Annotated in this window: 19 protein-coding genes; 7 read left to right on the top strand and 12 right to left on the bottom strand. The window is 60.7% G+C overall.

The genetic code is table 11. The annotated features are described in order from the left end of the window. Positions 1-9 precede the first annotated feature (9 nt). The 5 genes from BK665_RS13215 to BK665_RS13190 form a co-directional block, all read right to left on the bottom strand. Complete coding sequence (locus BK665_RS13215) at positions 10-1224, bottom strand: class I SAM-dependent methyltransferase (protein ID WP_123406096.1); 1215 nt, start codon at positions 1222-1224, stop codon at positions 10-12. A 265-nt stretch (positions 1225-1489) separates the two neighbouring features. Continuing rightward, positions 1490-2107 carry a TPM domain-containing protein gene (locus BK665_RS13205; RefSeq protein WP_123406094.1) on the bottom strand — a complete coding sequence of 206 codons (618 nt, stop codon included), beginning with the start codon at positions 2105-2107 and terminating at the stop codon, positions 1490-1492. A 31-nt stretch (positions 2108-2138) separates the two neighbouring features. Continuing rightward, the gene (locus BK665_RS13200; protein ID WP_123406092.1) at positions 2139-2894 is read right to left on the bottom strand and encodes a TPM domain-containing protein; all 756 of its coding nucleotides are present in this window, start codon (positions 2892-2894) and stop codon (positions 2139-2141) included. A 33-nt stretch (positions 2895-2927) separates the two neighbouring features. Further along, a complete protein-coding gene (locus tag BK665_RS35165; RefSeq protein WP_123406090.1) occupies positions 2928-3881 on the bottom strand; it encodes a TPM domain-containing protein in 954 nt (317 codons plus the stop codon). Further along, entirely contained in the window at positions 3881-4489 is a 609-nt protein-coding gene (locus BK665_RS13190; protein ID WP_123406088.1) for a LemA family protein, read from the bottom strand. Before BK665_RS13190 ends, BK665_RS35165 begins: the two co-directional genes overlap by 1 nt. A 248-nt stretch (positions 4490-4737) precedes the next feature. On the opposite strand from BK665_RS13190, the gene bglX reads away from it, so the two are divergent. After that, positions 4738-7029: a beta-glucosidase BglX gene (bglX, locus tag BK665_RS13185; RefSeq protein ID WP_123406086.1), complete on the top strand. Its 2292-nt coding sequence runs from the start codon at positions 4738-4740 to the stop codon at positions 7027-7029. 945 nt (positions 7030-7974) lie between these two features. Here the strand turns inward: bglX and BK665_RS13175 are convergent. From BK665_RS13175 to BK665_RS13155, 5 genes are all read right to left on the bottom strand, one after another. Beyond that, positions 7975-9132 carry a phospholipase D-like domain-containing protein gene (locus BK665_RS13175; RefSeq protein WP_123406084.1) on the bottom strand — a complete coding sequence of 386 codons (1158 nt, stop codon included), beginning with the start codon at positions 9130-9132 and terminating at the stop codon, positions 7975-7977. Between the two features lies 1 nt (position 9133). Then, complete coding sequence (locus tag BK665_RS13170; protein WP_123406082.1) at positions 9134-9724, bottom strand: YceI family protein; 591 nt, start codon at positions 9722-9724, stop codon at positions 9134-9136. 151 nt (positions 9725-9875) lie between these two features. After that, positions 9876-10199, bottom strand: a complete 324-nt coding sequence (locus tag BK665_RS13165) for an amidase (RefSeq protein WP_123406080.1) — start codon at positions 10197-10199, stop codon at positions 9876-9878. Beyond that, positions 10196-11290, bottom strand: a complete 1095-nt coding sequence (locus tag BK665_RS13160) for a serine hydrolase domain-containing protein (RefSeq protein ID WP_123406078.1) — start codon at positions 11288-11290, stop codon at positions 10196-10198. Before BK665_RS13160 ends, BK665_RS13165 begins: the two co-directional genes overlap by 4 nt. A 185-nt stretch (positions 11291-11475) precedes the next feature. Beyond that, positions 11476-12360 (bottom strand): acyl-CoA dehydrogenase middle domain-containing protein, encoded by an 885-nt coding sequence (locus BK665_RS13155; protein ID WP_123406076.1) that lies wholly within the window; start codon positions 12358-12360, stop codon positions 11476-11478. A 154-nt stretch (positions 12361-12514) separates the two neighbouring features. Between BK665_RS13155 and olsB the strand changes: the two genes are divergently transcribed. Together olsB and BK665_RS13145 are read left to right on the top strand one after the other, a co-directional pair. Further along, complete coding sequence (olsB, locus tag BK665_RS13150; RefSeq protein ID WP_123406074.1) at positions 12515-13270, top strand: L-ornithine N(alpha)-acyltransferase; 756 nt, start codon at positions 12515-12517, stop codon at positions 13268-13270. Beyond that, complete coding sequence (locus BK665_RS13145; protein ID WP_123406072.1) at positions 13270-14061, top strand: lysophospholipid acyltransferase family protein; 792 nt, start codon at positions 13270-13272, stop codon at positions 14059-14061. Before olsB ends, BK665_RS13145 begins: the two co-directional genes overlap by 1 nt. 124 nt (positions 14062-14185) lie before the next feature. Here BK665_RS13145 and BK665_RS13135 read toward each other — a convergent pair whose 3' ends face one another. After that, a complete protein-coding gene (locus tag BK665_RS13135; protein WP_123406332.1) occupies positions 14186-14764 on the bottom strand; it encodes an acyl carrier protein phosphodiesterase in 579 nt (192 codons plus the stop codon). A 171-nt stretch (positions 14765-14935) separates the two neighbouring features. On the opposite strand from BK665_RS13135, the gene BK665_RS13130 reads away from it, so the two are divergent. The 3 genes from BK665_RS13130 to BK665_RS13120 are packed head-to-tail and all read left to right on the top strand — an operon-like array spanning position 14936 to position 17500. Continuing rightward, a complete protein-coding gene (locus BK665_RS13130; RefSeq protein ID WP_123406070.1) occupies positions 14936-15256 on the top strand; it encodes an ArsR/SmtB family transcription factor in 321 nt (106 codons plus the stop codon). Positions 15257-15259: 3 nt separating this feature from the next. Continuing rightward, positions 15260-16429: an MFS transporter gene (locus tag BK665_RS13125; RefSeq protein ID WP_123406068.1), complete on the top strand. Its 1170-nt coding sequence runs from the start codon at positions 15260-15262 to the stop codon at positions 16427-16429. Between the two features lie 21 nt (positions 16430-16450). Continuing rightward, positions 16451-17500 carry an alkene reductase gene (locus BK665_RS13120; protein WP_123406066.1) on the top strand — a complete coding sequence of 350 codons (1050 nt, stop codon included), beginning with the start codon at positions 16451-16453 and terminating at the stop codon, positions 17498-17500. Between the two features lie 245 nt (positions 17501-17745). Here the strand turns inward: BK665_RS13120 and emhR are convergent, their stop codons facing one another. Continuing rightward, the gene (emhR, locus tag BK665_RS13115) at positions 17746-18378 is read right to left on the bottom strand and encodes an efflux system transcriptional repressor EmhR (protein WP_123406064.1); all 633 of its coding nucleotides are present in this window, start codon (positions 18376-18378) and stop codon (positions 17746-17748) included. 265 nt (positions 18379-18643) lie between these two features. On the opposite strand from emhR, the gene emhA reads away from it, so the two are divergent. After that, entirely contained in the window at positions 18644-19798 is a 1155-nt protein-coding gene (emhA, locus tag BK665_RS13110) for an efflux RND transporter periplasmic adaptor subunit EmhA (protein ID WP_123406062.1), read from the top strand. Position 19799: the final 1 nt, after the last annotated feature.

The raw sequence follows: 19799 nt of genomic DNA, 5'->3' as shown, positions 1-19799 counted from the left end.
CACAGGGGATTAGAGGAGGCCGTCGGAACGCAGCAGGGTTTCGAGGCAATGCTCGCTGATCTGGTAGAAATCCTTCAGTTCCTGAATCTTCACCAGCAACTGTGCCGGGTCCACCGGTTCGGCACGTTTGACCGCCAGGATCATCTTGTTCTTGTTGGTATGGTCCAGCGAGATGAACTCGAACACCTTGGTCTCGTAGCCGCAGGCCTCAAGGAACAACGCGCGCAGGCTGTCGGTGACCATTTCCGCCTGCTGGCCCAGGTGCAAACCGTATTGCAGCATCGGCTTGAGCAGCGCCGGGCTCTGGATTTGCAGGCGAATCTGTTTGTGGCAGCACGGCGAGCACATGATGATCGAGGCGCCGGAACGAATGCCGGTGTGGATCGCGTAGTCGGTGGCAATGTCGCAGGCATGCAGGGCGATCATCACGTCCAGTTCGCTCGGCGCCACGCTGCGCACGTCGCCACATTTGAACACCAGCCCCGGATGATCGAGCTTCGCCGCCGCGGCGTTGCACAGGTTGACCATTTCTTCGCGCAACTCGACACCGGTGACTTCGCCTTCAGCGTTCAAGGTGTTGCGCAGGTAATCGTGTATTGCAAACGTCAGGTAACCCTTGCCCGACCCGAAATCCGCCACCCGCACCGGTTTGTCCAGCGCCAGCGGCGAGGTGGTCAGGGCATGGCTGAACACTTCGATGAATTTGTTGATCTGCTTCCACTTGCGCGACATCGCCGGGATCAGCTCGTGCTTGCTGTTGGTCACGCCCAAGTCAGCCAGGAACGGCCGGCTCAGGTCGAGGAAGCGGTTTTTCTCGCGGTTATGCTCGGCGGACGGCACTTCGCGCAATTGCTGGGGTTTGCTCTTGAACAGCGAAGACTTGCCCTTTTTGCTGTATTCGAGCTGGGCTTCGTCGGTCAGGGACAGTAAATGCGCATTTTTGAACGACTCCGGCAACAACGCAGCGATGGTCGCCACGCCTTCGGCTAGCGGGAAGTTCTTGGTGATGTCGCGGGTTTTGTAGCGGTAGACGAAGGACAGGCAAGGCTGATCCTTGACCGTGAGTTGCTTGATGATCAGCCGCTGCAAATCCACTTCGCTGCCGACGTACTTGGCCAGCACCAGTTTGATGAAGGCATTGGCGTCGAGGCTGGTTTGCAACAGATCGATGAACTGGGCGTGGTGATCCGGCGCGAGGCTGGCGGGAGTGGCGGTAGCGGACATGGGGAAAACGGCCTCGGGCGGTGCGAATCGGGGAATGGCGGGTATTTTAGGGGGGATGGGGTGCGAGGGCACGGGTAATTTCCCGAACGGTGCGAATCCGGAGTCGAAGTGAGATCCCTGTGGCGAGGGGGCTTGCCCCCGTTCGGCTGCGAAGCAGTCGTAGACCTGCCGACTCGGTATGCCTGAAAGAATGCTGGGAGCGCTTCGCACTCCAACGGGGGCAAGCCCCCTCGCCACAATAATGTGGGTCAACTCCAGGGGGAAATCAGCCCAACACCACCAACCGATTCGGCAATTCATTCCTCACCTGCGTCACCGGCACATGCACCTTGAGCAATTCGCCGCAGGCCTCGATGCAGGTGACGAACCCCTGCAATGTCTGGCCCTGTTTCACCTGTTGGGTGAACGCCGCAACGATCCCTTCCCAGTTTTTGTTATCCAGCCGTTTGGAAATCCCTTCATCCACCAGGATTTCCACATAACGTTCGGCCTCGCAAACAAAGATCAACATCCCGGTGCCGCCCACGGTGTGGTGCAGGTTCTGCTCCAGGAACTGCCGCCGGGCCAGGTTCGAGGCGCGCCAGTGACGAACCCGGCGCGGGATCAAATGCGTGGTGATTTTCGGAATCCGGAACACCAGGCACAGCACGATAAAACTGGCCCATTGCACCAGCAACAGACTGTGCATGGTCAGCACGCCAGTCAGGTAGTGCACGACACCGGGCACCACCAGCGCCAGCAGACTGGCCCACAGCAGCGGGATGTACGCGTAGTCGTCGGCGCGGGCCGCGAGCACGGTGACCAGTTCGGCGTCAGTCTCGCGCTCGACCCGGGCAATCGCCTCGGCGACTTTGCGTTGTTCGTGTTCAGTCAGTAATGCCATGTTTAGGAATGCCTGCTCATTGTTATTGTCATCACCAGCCGCCCGACGAACCGCCGCCCCCGAAACTGCCCCCGCCGCCGCTGAAGCCCCCGCCTCCACCGCCGCCGCCAAACCCTCCACCACCGAAACCGCCTCCCGAACCACCGGAGCCGCCTCGGCCGGTCGGCAGGATACCGAGCATCTGGCAGATGAAAATAGTCAGGATGAACAACATGACCAGAAAGATGAACACACCGGGATGGCGCGAGACGAAATCGCTGTCCTCATCCCCTCGCGGCTCATAGACCGTCGAGGGTTCATCCAGCGGACTGCCGCCCAACACCACCAGCATCGCCGCGACCCCGTCGCTGATGCCCTTGCTGAAATTACCGGTCTTGAACGCCGGGGTGATCACCTGGTTGATGATCACCGAACTCTGGGCATCGGTCAGGCGATCTTCCAGGCCATAACCGACTTCGATCCGCAGCTTGCGCTCATCCCGGGCCACGATCAGCAACGCGCCGTTGTTCTTGTCCTTCTGGCCGATGCCCCAGGCGCGACCCAGTTGATAGCCAAAATCGGCGATGTCAGTGCCCTGCAAGTCCGGCAGCGTCACCACCACCAACTGCTCGCCGGTCGCGGCTTCATGGGCCTGGAGTTGTTGGGTCAACTGCTCGCGCACCGCCGGCTCGATCAACTGCGCGTTGTCCACCACCCGCCCGGTCAGCGGCGGGAACTTCAACTCGGCCTGAGCCGTGACTGCAACCACCCAGAGCAACAGCACCAGACTGGATTTGAAGATTCCCATCAGCACCCCTTCCTTAATCATTCACCCGGCGTACTACCAACTGCCGGAAGCCCCGCCGCCGCCAAAACTGCCACCGCCGCCCGAGAAACGGTCCGAGTCCGAATCGGAACTCGAACTGCTGCTGGAATCGTCAGAGGTACTCGAACTGCTGCTCCAGCTCCAACTCGATTCCTGGTCAGCCTTCGGTTCCCGTCGCGGCGGACTGTCGTCTGCGGCCGGCGTGTATTTGTCAGGCTCGGGCGGGAAGTATTCCTGCTCTCGCCACGAACTGAGAAATCCCACGATCGGAAATCCCAGAAAGACACCAAAGAATCCGAGCTTTACCCACCAGATCCAGTCAATCGAATCGAACCAGCTCCTTGGCACGGAACGACTGACCACCCTGGGTAGTGAGGCGCCCCCAAGCATTCTGACGATCGAGGTGGTGCCGGCAATGATCCCTGATGAGTACAGTTCATCCTTGAAATAGGGAACGATCGAGTCATTGATGATGAAGCCAGCCCACATGTCATTGAGCTGTCCCTCCAGACCGTACCCTACTTCAATCCGTACCTTGCGGTCATCGCGCGCCACCAGCAGCAGGACGCCATTGTTCTTGTCCTTCTGCCCGATGCCCCAATGCCGGCCCAACTGCACGCCGAACTCCTCGATGCTGTAGCCCCCCAGGCTGGGGACCGTGACGACCACCACTTGATCAGTCGTGGCCAGTTCCAGCCGCTCAAGCATCTGCTCAAGGTAAACCACCGCCGAGGGTGTCAATAACTGAGCCGTGTCGACGACTCTTCCGGTCAGTTTGGGAAAAAGACTTTCCAGGGGTGCTGCCGTTGCGGTGGCCGGTGTTGGCTCGACCTGCGAAACGGGTTGCGCTTGACGCAACGCTAACCCGTCCGTGGGTGTTGGAGCCTGTTGCTGCGCCATCACGGCGCAACTGGTTACCAGCCACAGCGACAGCAGCGTGCCTCGCAGCACGCGCTGTACGCCGCCCATCAGAATTTAACTTGCGGCGCTTTGTCGGCGTCCGGGTTGGTGGCTTCGAAGGTTTCGCGGATCGGCAAATCGCTGTACATCACGCTGTGCCACAGGCGACCGGGGAAGGTGCGGATTTCGGTGTTGTATTTCTGCACCGCGAGGATGAAGTCGCGGCGGGCCACGGCGATACGGTTTTCGGTGCCTTCCAGTTGCGATTGCAGGGCCAGGAAGTTCTGGTTGGCCTTGAGGTCCGGGTAGCGCTCGGACACCACCATCAAACGGCTCAAGGCACCGGTCAGTTGATCCTGGGCGGCCTGGAACTGTTTGAGTTTTTCCGGGTTGTCGAGGGTGCTGGCATCGACCTGGATCGACGTCGCCTTGGCCCGGGCTTCGATGACTGCGGTCAGGGTGTCTTCTTCGTGCTTGGCGTAGCCCTTGACGGTTTCCACCAGGTTGGGGATCAGGTCGGCGCGGCGCTGGTACTGGTTCTGCACCTGGCCCCAGGCCGCCTTGGCCTGTTCGTCGAGGGTCGGGATGTTGTTGATGCCACAGCCGGCCAGCAGCGTGGTCAGCAGCATCAGCGCCGCGACTTGCAGGCTCGAGCGATAGTTGAGTCGTACATTCATGTAGTGGGTGCTCCCGTGCACATTCCGTTGAAAAACAACCTGCGACCTTCAAACCCGGCGGATGAGGCATAATCTGCCGCCACCACTGGATTGCATCGAGCCAATGGGCTAAAAGATGCCCAGCGCGAAAAAGAGTTCAGAAGTGTGCTGCATTTTCCTGAACAACGCCCGAACAACAATAGTCGCTCCCTAAATTTTGGCTGACCGGCGCGTATTCACTGCCGTTTAGGCCTTTGAGAAAACTATTCATGAAGAAGCTGTGTTTGCTGGGCCTGTTCGTCAGTCTGGCCAGTCATACCGTACTGGCCGCCACGACCCCCGCACCTCTGGAGAACAAGGACGCCTTCATCAGCAACCTGATGAAGCAAATGACCCTCGATGAAAAAATCGGCCAGTTGCGCCTGATCAGCATCGGCCCGGAAATGCCCCGGGAGCTGATCCGCAAGGAAATCGCGGCCGGCAACATCGGTGGCACGTTCAACTCGATCACCCGCCCGGAAAACCGTCCGATGCAGGACGCGGCCATGCGCAGCCGGTTGAAGATCCCGATGTTTTTCGCCTATGACGTGATCCACGGCCACCGCACGATTTTCCCGATCCCCATCGCCCTGGCATCGAGCTGGGACATGGACGCCATCGGCCGCTCCGGGCGCATCGCTGCCAAGGAAGCCGCTGCCGACAGCCTCGACATCACGTTCGCGCCGATGGTCGATATCTCCCGTGACCCGCGCTGGGGTCGTACCTCCGAAGGGTTCGGCGAAGACACTTACCTGGTCTCGCGGATTGCCGGGGTGATGGTCAAGGCCTTCCAGGGCCAGGGCGCCAACGCGGCCGACAGCATCATGGCCAGCGTCAAGCACTTCGCCTTGTACGGCGCGGTCGAGGGTGGTCGCGACTACAACGTGGTCGATATGAGCCCGGTCAAGATGTACCAGGACTACCTGCCGCCGTACCGCGCCGCCATCGACGCGGGTGCCGGTGGGGTGATGGTTGCGCTGAACTCGATCAACGGCGTGCCGGCCACCGCCAACACCTGGCTGATGAACGACCTGCTGCGCAAGGAATGGGGCTTCAAGGGCCTGGCGGTCAGTGACCACGGGGCGATTTTCGAGCTGATCAAGCACGGTGTCGCGGCGGACGGTCGTGAAGCGGCGAAGCTGGCGATCAAGGCCGGCATCGACATGAGCATGAACGACACCCTCTACGGCAAAGAGCTGCCGGGGCTGTTGAAGGCTGGCGAAATCGACCAGAAAGACATCGATAACGCCGTGCGTGAAGTGCTGGCTGCCAAGTACGACATGGGCCTGTTCAAGGACCCGTACCTGCGCATCGGCAAGGCTGAAGATGACCCGGCCGACACCTACGCCGAAAACCGTCTGCACCGCCCCGAGGCCCGCGACGTTGCGCGCCGCAGCCTGGTGTTGCTGAAAAACCAGAACGACACCCTTCCGCTAAAGAAAACCGCGAAGATCGCTCTGGTCGGTCCGTTGGCCAAGGCACCGATCGACATGATGGGCAGTTGGGCCGCTGCCGGTAAGCCGGCACAGTCGGTCACCCTGTTCGACGGCATGAACGCCGCCGTGGCCGACAAAGCCACCCTGCTCTACGCACGTGGGGCCAACATCACCAGCGACAAGAAAGTCCTCGACTACCTCAACTTCCTGAACTTCGATGCGCCGGAAGTGGTGGATGATCCGCGTTCGGCCCAGGTGCTGATCGACGAAGCGGTGAAAGCGGCCAAGGATGCAGATGTGGTGGTGGCAGCGGTCGGCGAATCCCGTGGCATGTCCCACGAATCGTCGAGCCGCACCGACCTGAACATCCCGGCCAACCAGCGCGAGTTGATCAAGGCGTTGAAAGCGACGGGCAAACCGCTGGTGCTGGTGTTGATGAACGGCCGTCCGCTGTCGATTCTCGAAGAGAAAGATCAGGCTGACGCGATTCTGGAAACCTGGTTCAGCGGCACCGAAGGTGGCAACGCCATCGCCGACGTGCTGTTCGGCGACTACAACCCGTCGGGCAAACTGCCGATCACCTTCCCGCGTTCGGTGGGGCAGATTCCGACCTACTACAACCACCTGAGCATTGGCCGGCCGTTCACGCCGGGCAAACCGGGCAACTACACCTCGCAGTATTTCGATGACACCACCGGGCCGCTGTTCCCGTTCGGTTTCGGCCTGAGCTACACCACGTTCAGCGTGGACGACATGGCGCTGTCTTCGACCACCCTGAACAAAACCGGCAAGCTCGACGCCAGCGTCATGCTGAAAAACACCGGCCAACGTGACGGCGAAACCGTGGTGCAGTTGTACATCCAGGACGTCACCGGCTCGATGATCCGCCCGGTCAAGGAACTGAAGAACTTCCAGAAAATAATGCTCAAGGCCGGCGAACAGAAAGTCGTGCACTTCACCATTACCGAGGACGACCTGAAGTTCTTCAACGCCCAGCTCAAATACGCTGCCGAGCCTGGCAAGTTCAATGTGCAGATTGGTTTGGATTCACAGGAAGTGACGCAGCAGAGCTTCGAACTGCTCTAGTCCAAACACCACAAAAACCTGTGGGAGCGGGCTTGCTCGCGAAAGCGGTCTGACATTCAAAATGTTTATTGAATGTTATGCCGTCTTCGCGAGCAAGCCCGCTCCCACAGTTGTTTCGGGTTGCCATCAGATTTTGTGCCCAACACAAATCCCCTGTAGGAGCGAGGCTTGCTCGCGAAGAGGCCGTCACATTCAACATCGTCGTCGAATGTTAAGCAGCCTTCGCGAGCAAGCCCGCTCCCACAGTTGTTTCGGGTTGCCGTCAGATTTTGTGCCCAACACAAATCCCCTGTAGGAGCGAGGCTTGCCCGCGAAGAGGCCGTCACATTCAACATCGTCGTCGAATGTTAAGCAGCCTTCGCGAGCAAGCCCGCTCCCACAGTTGTTTCGGGTTGCCATCAGATTTTACGCCCAACGCAAATCCCCTGTAGGAGCGAGGCTTGCCCGCGAAGAGGCCGTCACATTCAACATCGTCGTCGAATGTTAAGCAGCCTTCGCGAGCAAGCCCGCTCCCACAGTTGTTTCGGGTTGCCATCAGATTTTGTGCCCAACAAAAATCCCCTGTAGGAGCGAGGCTTGCCCGCGAAGAGGCCGTCACATTCAACATCGTCGTCGAATGTTAAACAGCCTTCGCGAGCAAGCCCGCTCCCACAGTTGTTTCGGGTTGCCGTCAGATTTTGCGCCCAACGCAAATCCCATGTAGGAGCGAGGCTTGCCCGCGAAGAGGCCGTCACATTCAACATCTCTGTTGACTGTTATGCCGCCTTCGCGAGCAAGCCCGCTCCCACAGTTGTTTGGTGTTGCAGCGAGATTTTGTGCTCGACACCAATTCCCATGTGGGAGCGGGCTTGCTCGCGAAGACGGTGTGTCAGTCGACATCAATTTTGAATGACACACCGCATTCGCGGGCAAGCCTCGCTCCTACAGGGGTCGTCGGGTTATCGATTAGCCCCGCCGATCCAGCAGGTTCACCACCAGCCGATCCACCCATCCCCACACCCGCTGCTTGACCCGCCGCCACAATGGCCGGCGTTGCCACTCTTCCAGGCTGACTTCCTGGCTCTGTGCAAAGTCCTTTTCGAAACTCGCCACCACCGCCGCCGTCAATCCGCGGTCCAGCGCCTCGAGGTTGGCTTCCAGGTTGAAGCGCAAATTCCAGTGGTCGAAATTGCAGGAGCCGATGCTCACCCAGTCGTCCACCAGGACCATTTTCAGGTGCAGGAAACACGGTTGGTATTCGAAGATTTTCACCCCGGCCTTGAGCAGTCGCGGGTAGTAGCGATGCCCGGCGTAGCGCACCGAGGGGTGATCGGTGCGTGGACCGGTCAGCAGCAGGCGCACGTCGATACCCCGCGCGGCGGCCTTGCGCAAGGAGCGGCGGACTTTCCAGGTCGGCAGGAAATACGGCGTGGCCAGCCAGATGCGTTTCTGCCCGCTGTTCAAGGCACGGAATAACGATTGCAGAATGTCCCGGTGCTGGCGGGCGTCGGCATAGGCGACGCGGCCCATGCCCTCGCCCATCGGCGGCACGCGGGGCAGTCGTGGCAGGCCGAAGTGCGAGGCGGGTTTCCAGGCGCGACGGTGGCGGTTGGCGATCCATTGGCGGTCGAACAGCAATTGCCAGTCGAGCACCAGCGGCCCGGTGATTTCGACCATCACTTCGTGCCATTCGCTGGTGTCTTCGCCCGGCGTCCAGAACTCATCTGTGACGCCCGTGCCACCGACCACCGCCAGGCTCTGGTCCACCAACAACAGCTTGCGGTGATCGCGATAGAAATTGCCGACCCAACGCCGCCAGCTCAGGCGATTGTAGAAACGCAGTTCCACACCCGCCGCCATCAAGCGTTGGCGCAGGTTCAGCGTAAACGCCAGGCTGCCATAGTCATCGAACAGGCAGCGCACCCGCACACCGCGCTCGGCGGCTTGCACCAACGCCTGGACCATCGCCTCGGCGCAGGCCCCCGCCTCCACCAGATACAGTTCCAGTTCGACCTGTTCTTCAGCCCGGGCAATCGCCACCAACATGCGCGGAAAGAACTGCGGGCCGTCGATCAGCAATTCAAAGTGATTGCCTTCACGCCACGGAAATACGGCACCGGCCATGTCAGCGCGCCGTGAAAATCAGCACCGCACTCACCGGCACCGACAGACTGATGGCCGACAAACCGGCGACCTTGCGCAAACCTTCCAGCCCCGGGGCCAGGTCGAAATCTTCGGCGTTGATTACCATCGGCTCCAGGGTCACCACTTGAAAGCGCCGGTCATCGAGCCGGGTCGCCAGCAGTTCGGCGTTGTATTGGTGTTGCTTGCCGTGAAGGCTGACCGTCAGCGGCAAACGCAATTCCAGCTGCGCGCCGGGGGCCAGGTCGTTGATCGGGCGCAGGTCGATTTGCGCGGTGATCAGGGCGTCGGGGAAGGTCTGGATCTCGAACAGGTCCTTGCGCATCCGCTCGTCCCGCAGCGGGATGCCGCTGTTCACCGAATCCATCTCGACTTCCACCTGCGCCAGCCCCGTGGGATCGACCTTGCCGTGCAGTACGAGAAAGCGCTGCACTTCGGAAATGTTGGCGTTTTTGGTGCTGATGAATGACAGCCGCGACGACTCGCCATCGAGATACCAATCGGCGTGGGCCGACAGCGTGGCGCCGGTCAGCAGCAGGAAGGCGAGGGTTTTGCAGAGGGAGCGGTTGAACATAGACACTCGTGGGGCAGATAAACCTGAGCGAACCTTAACCGGGCGTGGGCCTGTTGCAAACCGAAACCGGTAGGAGCAAGGCTTGCCCGCGATAGCGACCTCAGGGATGCCATCGCGGGCAAGCCTTGCTCCTACAAAAAATACGATCGTCTCAGGGCTGCAGACGACAGCCCTGACGCTCGCCGATCCACTGCGCGCTATTGCTGCGCCCCATGCCACTGACCGTCACACGTTTGGCAGCGTCATCATCGGTAAACCCACTGAACGGCAACCACTGCTTCACGTAACCCCGGCAATACCCGGCGTCATTGTTCATCACGTAGCGGCACGAGCAATATTCCTTGGCGGTGTAGGCGCTGATGATGTCCGGGAACGCCCACAGCGCCACCCGTTCCTGCCAGACCCAGCCGAGCAGCAAAACCAGCATTATTAAAAAGATGCTGAAGAACGGACGGCGACGCACAAAACGGCTCATGGCTGCACCTGCCCGGCAAACGCTTTCAGCGCAAGCTTGAGCAATTCGTTGTGCCGATACGTCCCGTCGCGATCATCGCCATAACGCACGATCACCAGGTTTTCGCTGGGGATCACGTACAGCGCCTGGCCCCAATGCCCCAGCGCAGCGAAGGTATCGGCCGGCGCTGCGGGCCAGGGCTGCTCCGCGCCGTCCACTGCACGATTGAGCCACCACTGGCCGCCGGGGACGGCTTCGTCTTGATGAGCGCGGTAACCGGCAAAAGGTTTGAGGTTGAAGGCGACCCAGTCCTTGGGCAGCAATTGGCGCTCGCCCCAACGGCCGTCGCGAGCCATCAACAGTCCGACCCGCGCCAGGTCCCGGGCGGTGAGGTAGGCATAGGATGAGGCGACGAACGTGCCCGTGGCGTCGGTTTCCCAAACGGCGTGGCGAATCCCCAAAGGCTCGAACAACGCGGTCCACGGGTAATCCGCATAACGGCTCGGGCCGACGATGTTTTTCAGCGCCGCCGCGAGCAAATTGCTGTCGCCGCTGGAATAGCGAAACGCCTGGCCCGGCGCAGCATATTCATCGTGCCCGGCGGTGAACGCGGCCATGTTCGAGTGGCCACGGGTGTAGAGCATGGCCACCACCGAGGATTTCAGCGGTGCGTATTCGTAGTCTTCCTGCCAGTCCAGACCTGACGCCCAGTGCAGCAGGTCGGCCAGGGTGATCGCCGGGTGGTTTTCCAGCGCAGGGTAAAACTTCACCGCCGGGTCTTGCAGGGTAAACAAGCCTTCGCCATAGGCCACGCCGAGCACCGCAGCCATCAGGCTTTTGCTGATGGACCAGGTCAGGTGCGGGGTGTCGGCAGTGGTCGGGCCGGCGTAGCGTTCGTAGATCAGTTGACCGTCGCGGATCACCAGCAAGGCGTCGGTGCGGATGCCGGTTCGGGTGGCGTCATCGCGGGGTGGGAAGGCGTAGGTTTCCAGGGCTTCGAGGGCCGGGCCGGTGATTTTCGGGCCTCGGGACCATTGCTCGGCGGGCCAGTTTTCGGCGTGGGCCGTTTGGCTGAGCAGGAGGATAAAAAGCAGGGACAAGCCTTTGAACATGGTGGGGGCTCGGGGGATGGACAGGCTGAGGTTAGTTGAGGTTGGTTACAGTTTTTGAGGTTGCGGTGTTAATTAGGCCGCCTTCGCGAGCAAGCCCGCTCCCACAGGGGATCTCCTTCTTTACACAAAATTTGTGATCACTGGAGATCCCCCTGTGGGAGCGGGCTTGCTCGCGAAGAGGCCAGTCACTCCAGCGAAGATGCCAAGGCCTTGGCCAACCGCTTCCCCCGCGCCCCCGCCGCCAGGTCCATCACCGCTTGATCGCGCTGCCACATCGCCGCCCACAACGGCGGCCCTTCCGCCAACGCCTGATCCACCTCAGCCTTGAGCCCGTCAAACTGCGCAAACAACCCACCCAACAACACATGCCCGGCCGGACTGTTCGGCGCCTGGCGACTGGCTTCCGCACACCCGGCCAACAGCGCCAGCAACCGCAGTTGCAGGCCTTGCGGCCAATCGCTGTCCTGACCGACGCCATACAACCAAGCAGTCATGGCGCTCAGCACATAGATGTCTTCCAGGGTGCGGAACGGTTTGACGTAGGCGTCCCAGCCATCCCCCGCCAGCAACTCGCAGAAGGCGTTGTCGAGAAACACCCGGCCGTGGCTGATGTCTGGCATCAACGGGATGGCCGGAAGTTTTTCCAGGCGCACGCCCGGTTCGCCGGGATACACCACCGCCAGACTCAGTCGCGGTTTTTCCCCTAGCTCTTCGCTGCGGGCGGCAATCAGCAGCCAGTCGGCGGCATCGCCGGCCGTGACGAAATCCTTGCGTCCATTGAGGCGCAGATCCTGAAGACGGGTCTGCATGTCCGCCACCCGCAGGCTGCGTTGCTCGGTCGCACATAGGGCGCCGAGACTCTGCGGCGCGCTCGGCCACAGCACCCGCAACGCCGCCTGATAGCCCACCAGAAACGCCAGCCCCGGCGTCGCCATCAAGCGTGCGCCGGCCACCGCCAGTTCGAACGGTGTGACCGCGCCCAATTGATGCAACAAGCTCGCGAAGCCTTCGGCCAGGTCCGCGTTGGCGGGCAGGCGTTCGCGGCGGTTCAACAGGGTGTGCCAGGGCATAAGAGGCTCCTTGTGGGCTGTCATATAAGCATCACCAAAGCTTCATGGCGATGACACCGGGGCTACATAGCCTGACTTTGCACAACACGGCTGCATAAAGAAAGTCGATCGGCTGCAACCCACGACGGGTGCACGGCCCGTACGGAGATTCACAATGACTCAGATCGCCCGCATCAGCGACACCGGCAATGAACGCCGCCTGCAAGCCGAACGCCTGATCGGCAGCGAGGCCTTGCAGGAAGCCCAGGCCTTGCGCTTCAACGTGTTCAGCGGCGAATTCAACGCCAAGCTGAAAGGCGCGGAACGCGGTCTGGACATGGATGATTATGATGTTCACTGCGCCCACATCGGCGTGCGTGACTTGAACACCGGTCGTCTGGTGGCCACCACTCGTTTGCTCGACCACGCCGCCGCCAGCAGCCTGGGCAAGTTCTACAGCGAAGAAGAATTCAGCTTGCACGGCCTGGTTTCTCTTAAAGGCCCGATCCTGGAAATCGGCCGCACCTGCGTCGACCCGGCCTACCGCAACGGCGGCACCATCGCCGTGCTCTGGGGTGAACTGGCCGAAGTGTTGAACCAGGGCGGCTACAGCTATTTGATGGGTTGCGCGAGCATCCCGATGCAGGACGGCGGCATCCAGGCCCACGCGATCATGCAGCGCCTGCGCGAACGCTACCTGTGCACCGAACATCTGCGGGCGGAGCCGAAGAAGCCGCTGCCTGTGTTAGACCTGCCTTCCAACGTGATCGCGGAAATGCCGCCACTGCTCAAGGCCTATATGCGCCTGGGCGCGAAGATCTGTGGCGAGCCGTGCTGGGACGAAGACTTCCAGGTCGCCGACGTGTTCATCCTGCTCAAGCGCGACGAACTCTGCCCGCGCTACGCCAAACACTTCAAGGCGGCCATGTAATGAGCCGTCTTCGGGTGTACGCGCGAATTGCGCGAGTGCTGTTTGTGGTGGCGCTGGGCTTGACCATGGCCAGCGTGTTCGGCGTGTTCGAACGCGCAGGGATTGCCCATTCGATGGTCCGGCGTCAACGCTGGTCGCGGTTTTTCATGGCGCGGTTGAGCAACGCCCTGCCCTTTCGCGTGACCGTGCATGGCGAGCTGCCAAAGACGCCGATGCTGTGGGTCAGCAATCATGTGTCATGGACCGACATTCCGCTGCTGGGCATGATCACGCCGCTGTCGTTCCTGTCCAAGGCCGAAGTGCGCACCTGGCCGGTGGCCGGTTGGTTGGCGGCCAAGGCTGGCAGTTTGTTTATCCGTCGCGGCTCGGGTGACAGCCAATTGATCCGTAAACAGATGACTCGCCATTTGGAGCAGCAGCATCCACTGCTGATGTTCCCGGAAGGCACCACCACCGATGGCCGCTCGTTGCGTACTTTCCACGGGCGTTTGCTGTCAGCGGCGATTGATGCGCAAGTGCCGATGCAGCCGGTGGCGATCCGGTATCTGCGCGACGGGGAAATCGACTCGCTGGCGCCGTTTATTGGTGATGATGATTTGTTGTCGCACCTGATGCGTTTGTTTGCCAATGATCGGGGGGACGTGGAGATTCACGTGCTCAAGCCAATTGCCTGCGAAGGTCGCGAGCGTGCGGCGCTGGCGTTCGAGGCGCAGCAGGCGGTGCAGAGGGCGTTGTTTGGGGCGATTCCGGAAAAACAGCAAGTGCCGATGCGCCCCGCTATCGCGGCCTGACGCAAATCCCCTGAAGAACACAATTTCCCTGTGGGAGCGGGCTTGCTCGCGAATGCGGTGGGTCAGTCGCCATCATCATTGACTGACCATCGCATTCGCGAGCAAGCCCGCTCCCACATTGGTTTTATGGTGTTGGGTAGTTTTGGGCGAAATCCTGCAGCTGTGGATAGAACAACCGAAAGTCTTCACTCAACGGCTCATACAACCCCCGCAACTCCTGCATCGCCCCGGCCAGTTCCTCAGGCTTGGTCAACCGCCGGGAAATCCCCCGCAGCACCTGCGCCAGCACCTCGAAATCCTCATAAGAGCCCAACCAGTCATTGGTCACCATGTGCGGCGCGATTTGCGCCAGGCGTTCCGGCAACTGCGGCTCGCTGGACAGCACTCGATAAACGTCCGAGGTGAACTGCGCCAGCGGCTGATCCGAATAGAGCGTCCAATCCCGGGCCAGGCAATGGTCGAAAAACACATCGAGGACGATCCCGGCATAACGCCGGCGGGTGATGGAAAACCGTGACAATGCGATGTCCACCAACGGATGGCGGTCGGTAAATACATCGATGCTGCGATGCAGCTGGATGGCCGCTTCGATCTCCGGGTCGAACTGCCCTTGCAGCCGTCCCTTGACGAAATCGCCATACAGGCTGCCGAGCCATTGACCGGGGCGCTGGCCACCGAGGTGCAGATGTGCGAGATAATTCATGTCGCGCAGCTTAGCACTGCCCATTCGTATCGTTACACCCTACGTATCGTTATAACCCGATATACCGATTTGCACGGTCATCAGACCAAAATCATATTGGTATATCGTGTTATAGCGATTTAAAGTTCGCCCCATCGCGATATAGCGTTTTACTCATCACGAGCCCAAACCATGACCATCGACCTCGACGAAATAATAAAAGCCCTGGCACACCCAGTACGCCGAGACATCCTCATCTGGCTGAAAGACCCCAAGGTCGAGTTCCCGGAACAGATCCACAACCACGAATACGGCATTTGCGCCGGGCAGATCGATCAACGCTGCGGCCTGTCGCAGTCGACGGTGTCCGCGCATTTGGCGACGTTGCAACGTGCGGGTCTGATCAGCAGCCAGAAAGCCGGTCAATGGCACTTCTTCAAACGCAACGAGGACGTGATCCAGGCGGCCCTCGACGCCATCGTCAAAGAGCTCAGCGCTCCGACAAGGAATTAATCAATGCCCCTCTCGCTACTCATTCTGGCCCTGAGCGCCTTCGCCATCGGCACCACCGAGTTCGTCATCATGGGCCTGCTGCCCAATGTGGCGGCCGACCTCGGTGTGTCGATCCCCGGCGCCGGCTGGCTGGTGACCGGTTACGCCCTGGGCGTGGCCATCGGTGCGCCGTTCATGGCACTGGCCACCGCCCGACTCCCGCGCAAGGCCGCTTTGGTAGCGTTGATGGGGATTTTCATTGTCGGCAACCTGCTGTGCGCCCTGGCCAGTGACTACAACGTGTTGATGTTCGCCCGGGTGGTCACCGCCCTGTGCCACGGTGCGTTCTTCGGTATCGGTTCGGTGGTGGCGGCGGGTCTGGTGCCGGCCAACAAACGCGCGTCGGCGGTGGCTTTGATGTTCACCGGTCTGACCCTGGCCAACGTCCTCGGCGTACCGCTGGGCACGGCGCTCGGCCAACAATACGGCTGGCGCTCGACCTTCTGGGCGGTGACCGTGATCGGCGTGATCGCACTGATCGGTCTGATCCGCTTCCTGCCGGCCAAGCGCGATGAGGAAAAACTCGACATGCGCGCCGAACTGCGCGCCCTCAAAGGCGCTGGCATCTGGCTGTCGCTGAGCATGACCGCGTTGTTCGCCGCCTCGGTCTTCACCCTGTTCACCTACGTTGCCCCGCTACTGGGCGAAGTCACCGGTGTCTCGCCACGGGGCGTGACCTGGACCCTGATGCTCATCGGCCTCGGCCTGACCATCGGCAACATCATCGGCGGCAAATTGGCTGACAAAGGCATGGCGGCAACGCTGATCGGCGTGTTCATCACCATGGCGGTGGTGTCCACCGTGCTGACCTGGACCAGCGTGGCCGTGATCCCGACCGAAATCACCCTGTTCCTCTGGGCCACCGCGTGCTTCGCCGCCGTCCCGGCCCTGCAAGTGAACGTGGTGACCTTCGGCAAAGCCGCACCCAACCTGGTCTCGACCCTGAACATCGGCGCCTTCAACGTCGGCAACGCACTCGGAGCCTGGGTCGGCGGCAGCGTCATCGCCCATGGCTTCGGCCTGACCAGCGTGCCCCTCGCGGCCGCCGCATTGGCGGTACTCGCCCTGCTGGTGACCCTGATTACTTTCCGTCAGAGCGGTGATCCCGAACTGGCCCCTGCCACTACTCATTGATCTTCAAAAGAGAGCTATTTCATGACGACTATTTTCGATCCGATCAAACTGGGCGACCTCGAGTTGGCCAACCGCATCATCATGGCGCCGCTGACCCGCTGCCGCGCCGACGAAGGCCGTGTGCCAAACGCGCTGATGGCCGAGTACTACGTCCAACGCGCCTCGGCCGGCCTGATTCTCAGCGAAGCCACCTCGGTCACGCCGATGGGCGTCGGCTACCCGGACACCCCGGGTATCTGGTCCAACGACCAGGTGCGTGGCTGGGCCAACGTAACCAAAGCGATCCACGGCGCGGGCGGCAAGATTTTCCTGCAACTGTGGCACGTCGGCCGGGTGTCCCACGAGCTGTACCTGGACGGTGAAACCCCGGTCGCACCGAGCGCTATTCAGCAAAAAGGCCACGTCAGCCTGGTTCGCCCATTGGCCGACTACCCAACGCCGCGTGCCCTGGAAACCGCTGAAATCGCCGACATCGTCGACGCTTACCGTGTTGGCGCAGAGAACGCCAAGGCCGCTGGTTTTGACGGTGTGGAAATCCACGGCGCCAACGGTTACCTGCTCGACCAGTTCCTGCAAAGCAGCACCAACCAGCGCACCGACAGCTATGGCGGTTCCTTGGAAAACCGGGCTCGCCTGTTGCTGGAAGTCACCGACGCCGCGATCGAAGTCTGGGGCGCTGGCCGCGTGGGTGTACACCTGTCGCCACGCGCCGACCTGCATGACATGGGCGACGACAACCTGTCCGAAACCTTCACCTACGTCGCTCGCGAACTGGGCAAACGTGGCATTGCGTTCATTTGCTCGCGAGAGAAAGAAGACGGCGACAGCCTGGGTCCACAGTTGAAGGCAGCCTTCGGCGGCCCGTACATCGTCAACGAGCGCTTCACCAAGGACAGCGCCAATGCCTGGCTCGCCTCAGGAAAAGCCGATGCGGTCGCGTTTGGTGTGCCGTTCATCGCCAACCCGGATCTTCCGGCGCGCTTGAAAGCCGATGCACCGCTTAACGAAGCGCGTCCAGAACTGTTCTACGCCAAGGGTCCGGTCGGTTATATCGACTACCCAACGCTGTAAGGATGTCCGTTGGTGCAAACCCTGCGCCAGCCGTCATGAAAAAGCCCCGACTCGAAAGAGCCGGGGCTTTTTTTTCACTGTTTGTCACAGGTGTTCACAGTACGGACACAAAATCCCTACAAAATACGTAGCTCGCTACCTATCAACCTGCTACTAGTCCGTATATAAAAGGACTGCACGACAAGAAGTCTTGCTTGAGCCCATGTGCCGAGTTGACACAACCGGCCCCAATTCCGCATTTTGTTTCATTTGCGCAGGCTGGGGCTCAGGCGCAGCATTTCCAGCCCTGTATCGACCCAGCGCTCGGCTTCGATGTGCAGCTCAAAGCTGTCCGGGGCCAGCAGCCACTGGTACAGAATGCCGTCGATGTAGGCATGCAGGCTGATCGCCGCTCGGGCCGTGTCGAGATCGGCCGGCAACTGACCGCGATTCACGGCATTGGTCAGGGCCAGGGCAATTCGCACATTACAGTCCAGACTCACCGCGCGGCGCTGCTGACGCAGGTCACACATTTCATCGGTGAATTCGCACTTATGAAACAGAATCTCATTGATGCGACGGGTTTTCGGATCCAGGGCAACTTGATGAAACAAATGAGTCAGCAGCTTGCGCATGCAGCCCAGCGGATCGAGTTCATGCTCGCTCTCGCTGGCCTTGGCCATTTCATCCAGCGGCTCATGCAGGGTATCGAGCATGGCCTGCACCAAATCCGCCTTGTTGCTGAAATGCCAGTAGATGGCCCCGCGAGTCACGCCGGCCAGGGTCGCGATGTCCGCCAGCGTCGTGCGCGCCACGCCCCTTTCGTAAAAGGCTTTCTCTGCCGCTTCGAGAATCTGGCTACGGGTTTCTTGAGCTTCCTCTTTGGTACGACGGACCATGGCAGTACAACCTCAATCAGGATGCTTCAGCGATGTCTGAACAGGCGCTGAATAAAAGTGGGGCGAACGCTCTTGGGCGTCGTCTCCGGCCTACAATTCAAACCTTTGAACGGCTTTTGTAACGCAGTGGGTACGCAGCCAAGGTATTTACAAACAACCATGAACGTAAGTATATTCCTTAGCAAGCTACTTATCCACTCAGCGCACATTTTTTACCCTTCCACCTTTCTAGTGCGCATTTTGCGCGCCTGACCCGAGGATTTTCATGCAATTCAAGCCAGCTGTTACCGCTCTGGTCACTGCCGTCGCCCTGGCATCACTGCTCAGCGGATGCAAAAAGGAAGAGGCACCTCCTGCCCCTCCCGCCCCTCAGGTCGGCGTCGTCACCCTGCAACCACAAGCCTTTACCCTGACTTCCGAACTGCCAGGCCGTACCAGCGCGTACCGCATCGCCGAAGTTCGCCCGCAGGTCAACGGCATCATTCTCAAGCGCCTGTTCAAGGAAGGCGGCGACGTCAAGGCTGGCCAGCAGCTCTATCAGATCGATCCGTCGGTCTATGAGGCCACCCTGAAAAGCGCCGAAGCCAACCTGCAACAGACCAAATCGATCTCCGATCGCTACAAGCAACTGGTCAACGAGCAAGCCGTGAGCCGTCAGGAATACGACACGGCCACGGCCAATCGCTTGCAGTCGGAAGCGTCCCTGCAATCGGCCCAGATCAACGTTCGCTACACCAAGGTCTACGCGCCGATCACCGGTCGTATCGGCCGCTCTTCGGTGACTGAAGGCGCGCTGGTCACCAGCGGCCAGACCGACGCCATGGCGGTCATTCAGCAACTGGACCCGATCTACGTCGACGTCACCCAGTCTTCGGTCGAGCTGCTTGAGTTGCGCCGCGAACTGGAAAGCGGTCGCCTGCAAAAGGCTGGCGACAACTCGGCCGCGGTCAAGCTGACCCTGGAAGACGGCAGCCAGTACAAACTGGACGGCAAACTGGAGTTCTCCGAAGTCTCGGTTGACCAGACCACCGGTTCCGTGACCCTACGCGCCGTGTTCCCCAACCCTGATCACACCCTGCTGCCGGGCATGTTCGTGCACGCCCAGCTGCAATCCGGTGTGAACAGCGCAGCGATCCTCGCGCCGCAACAAGGTGTGACCCGCGACCTCAAAGGCACCCCGACCGCACTGGTCGTCGGTCCGGACAACAAGGTCGAGCTGCGTCAGTTGAAGGCCAGCCGCACCGTCGGTAGCCAGTGGCTGATCGAAGACGGGCTCAAGGCAGGCGACCGCCTGATCACCGAAGGCCTGCAATTCGTCAAGCCTGGCGTTGAAGTCAAGCCCACCGAAGCCACCAACGTAGGCAAGAACCCGGCCCCCGCTCAGACAGCTGATAAGGCTTACAGCGGCAAAGGGGAGTAAA

Origin of the sequence: Pseudomonas frederiksbergensis, from assembly GCF_003732665.1 — a bacterium.
GTDB lineage: Bacteria > Pseudomonadota > Gammaproteobacteria > Pseudomonadales > Pseudomonadaceae > Aquipseudomonas > Aquipseudomonas frederiksbergensis_G.
Note: the sequence above shows the minus strand (reverse complement) of the source record. Positions and strands in the feature narration are given on the sequence as shown.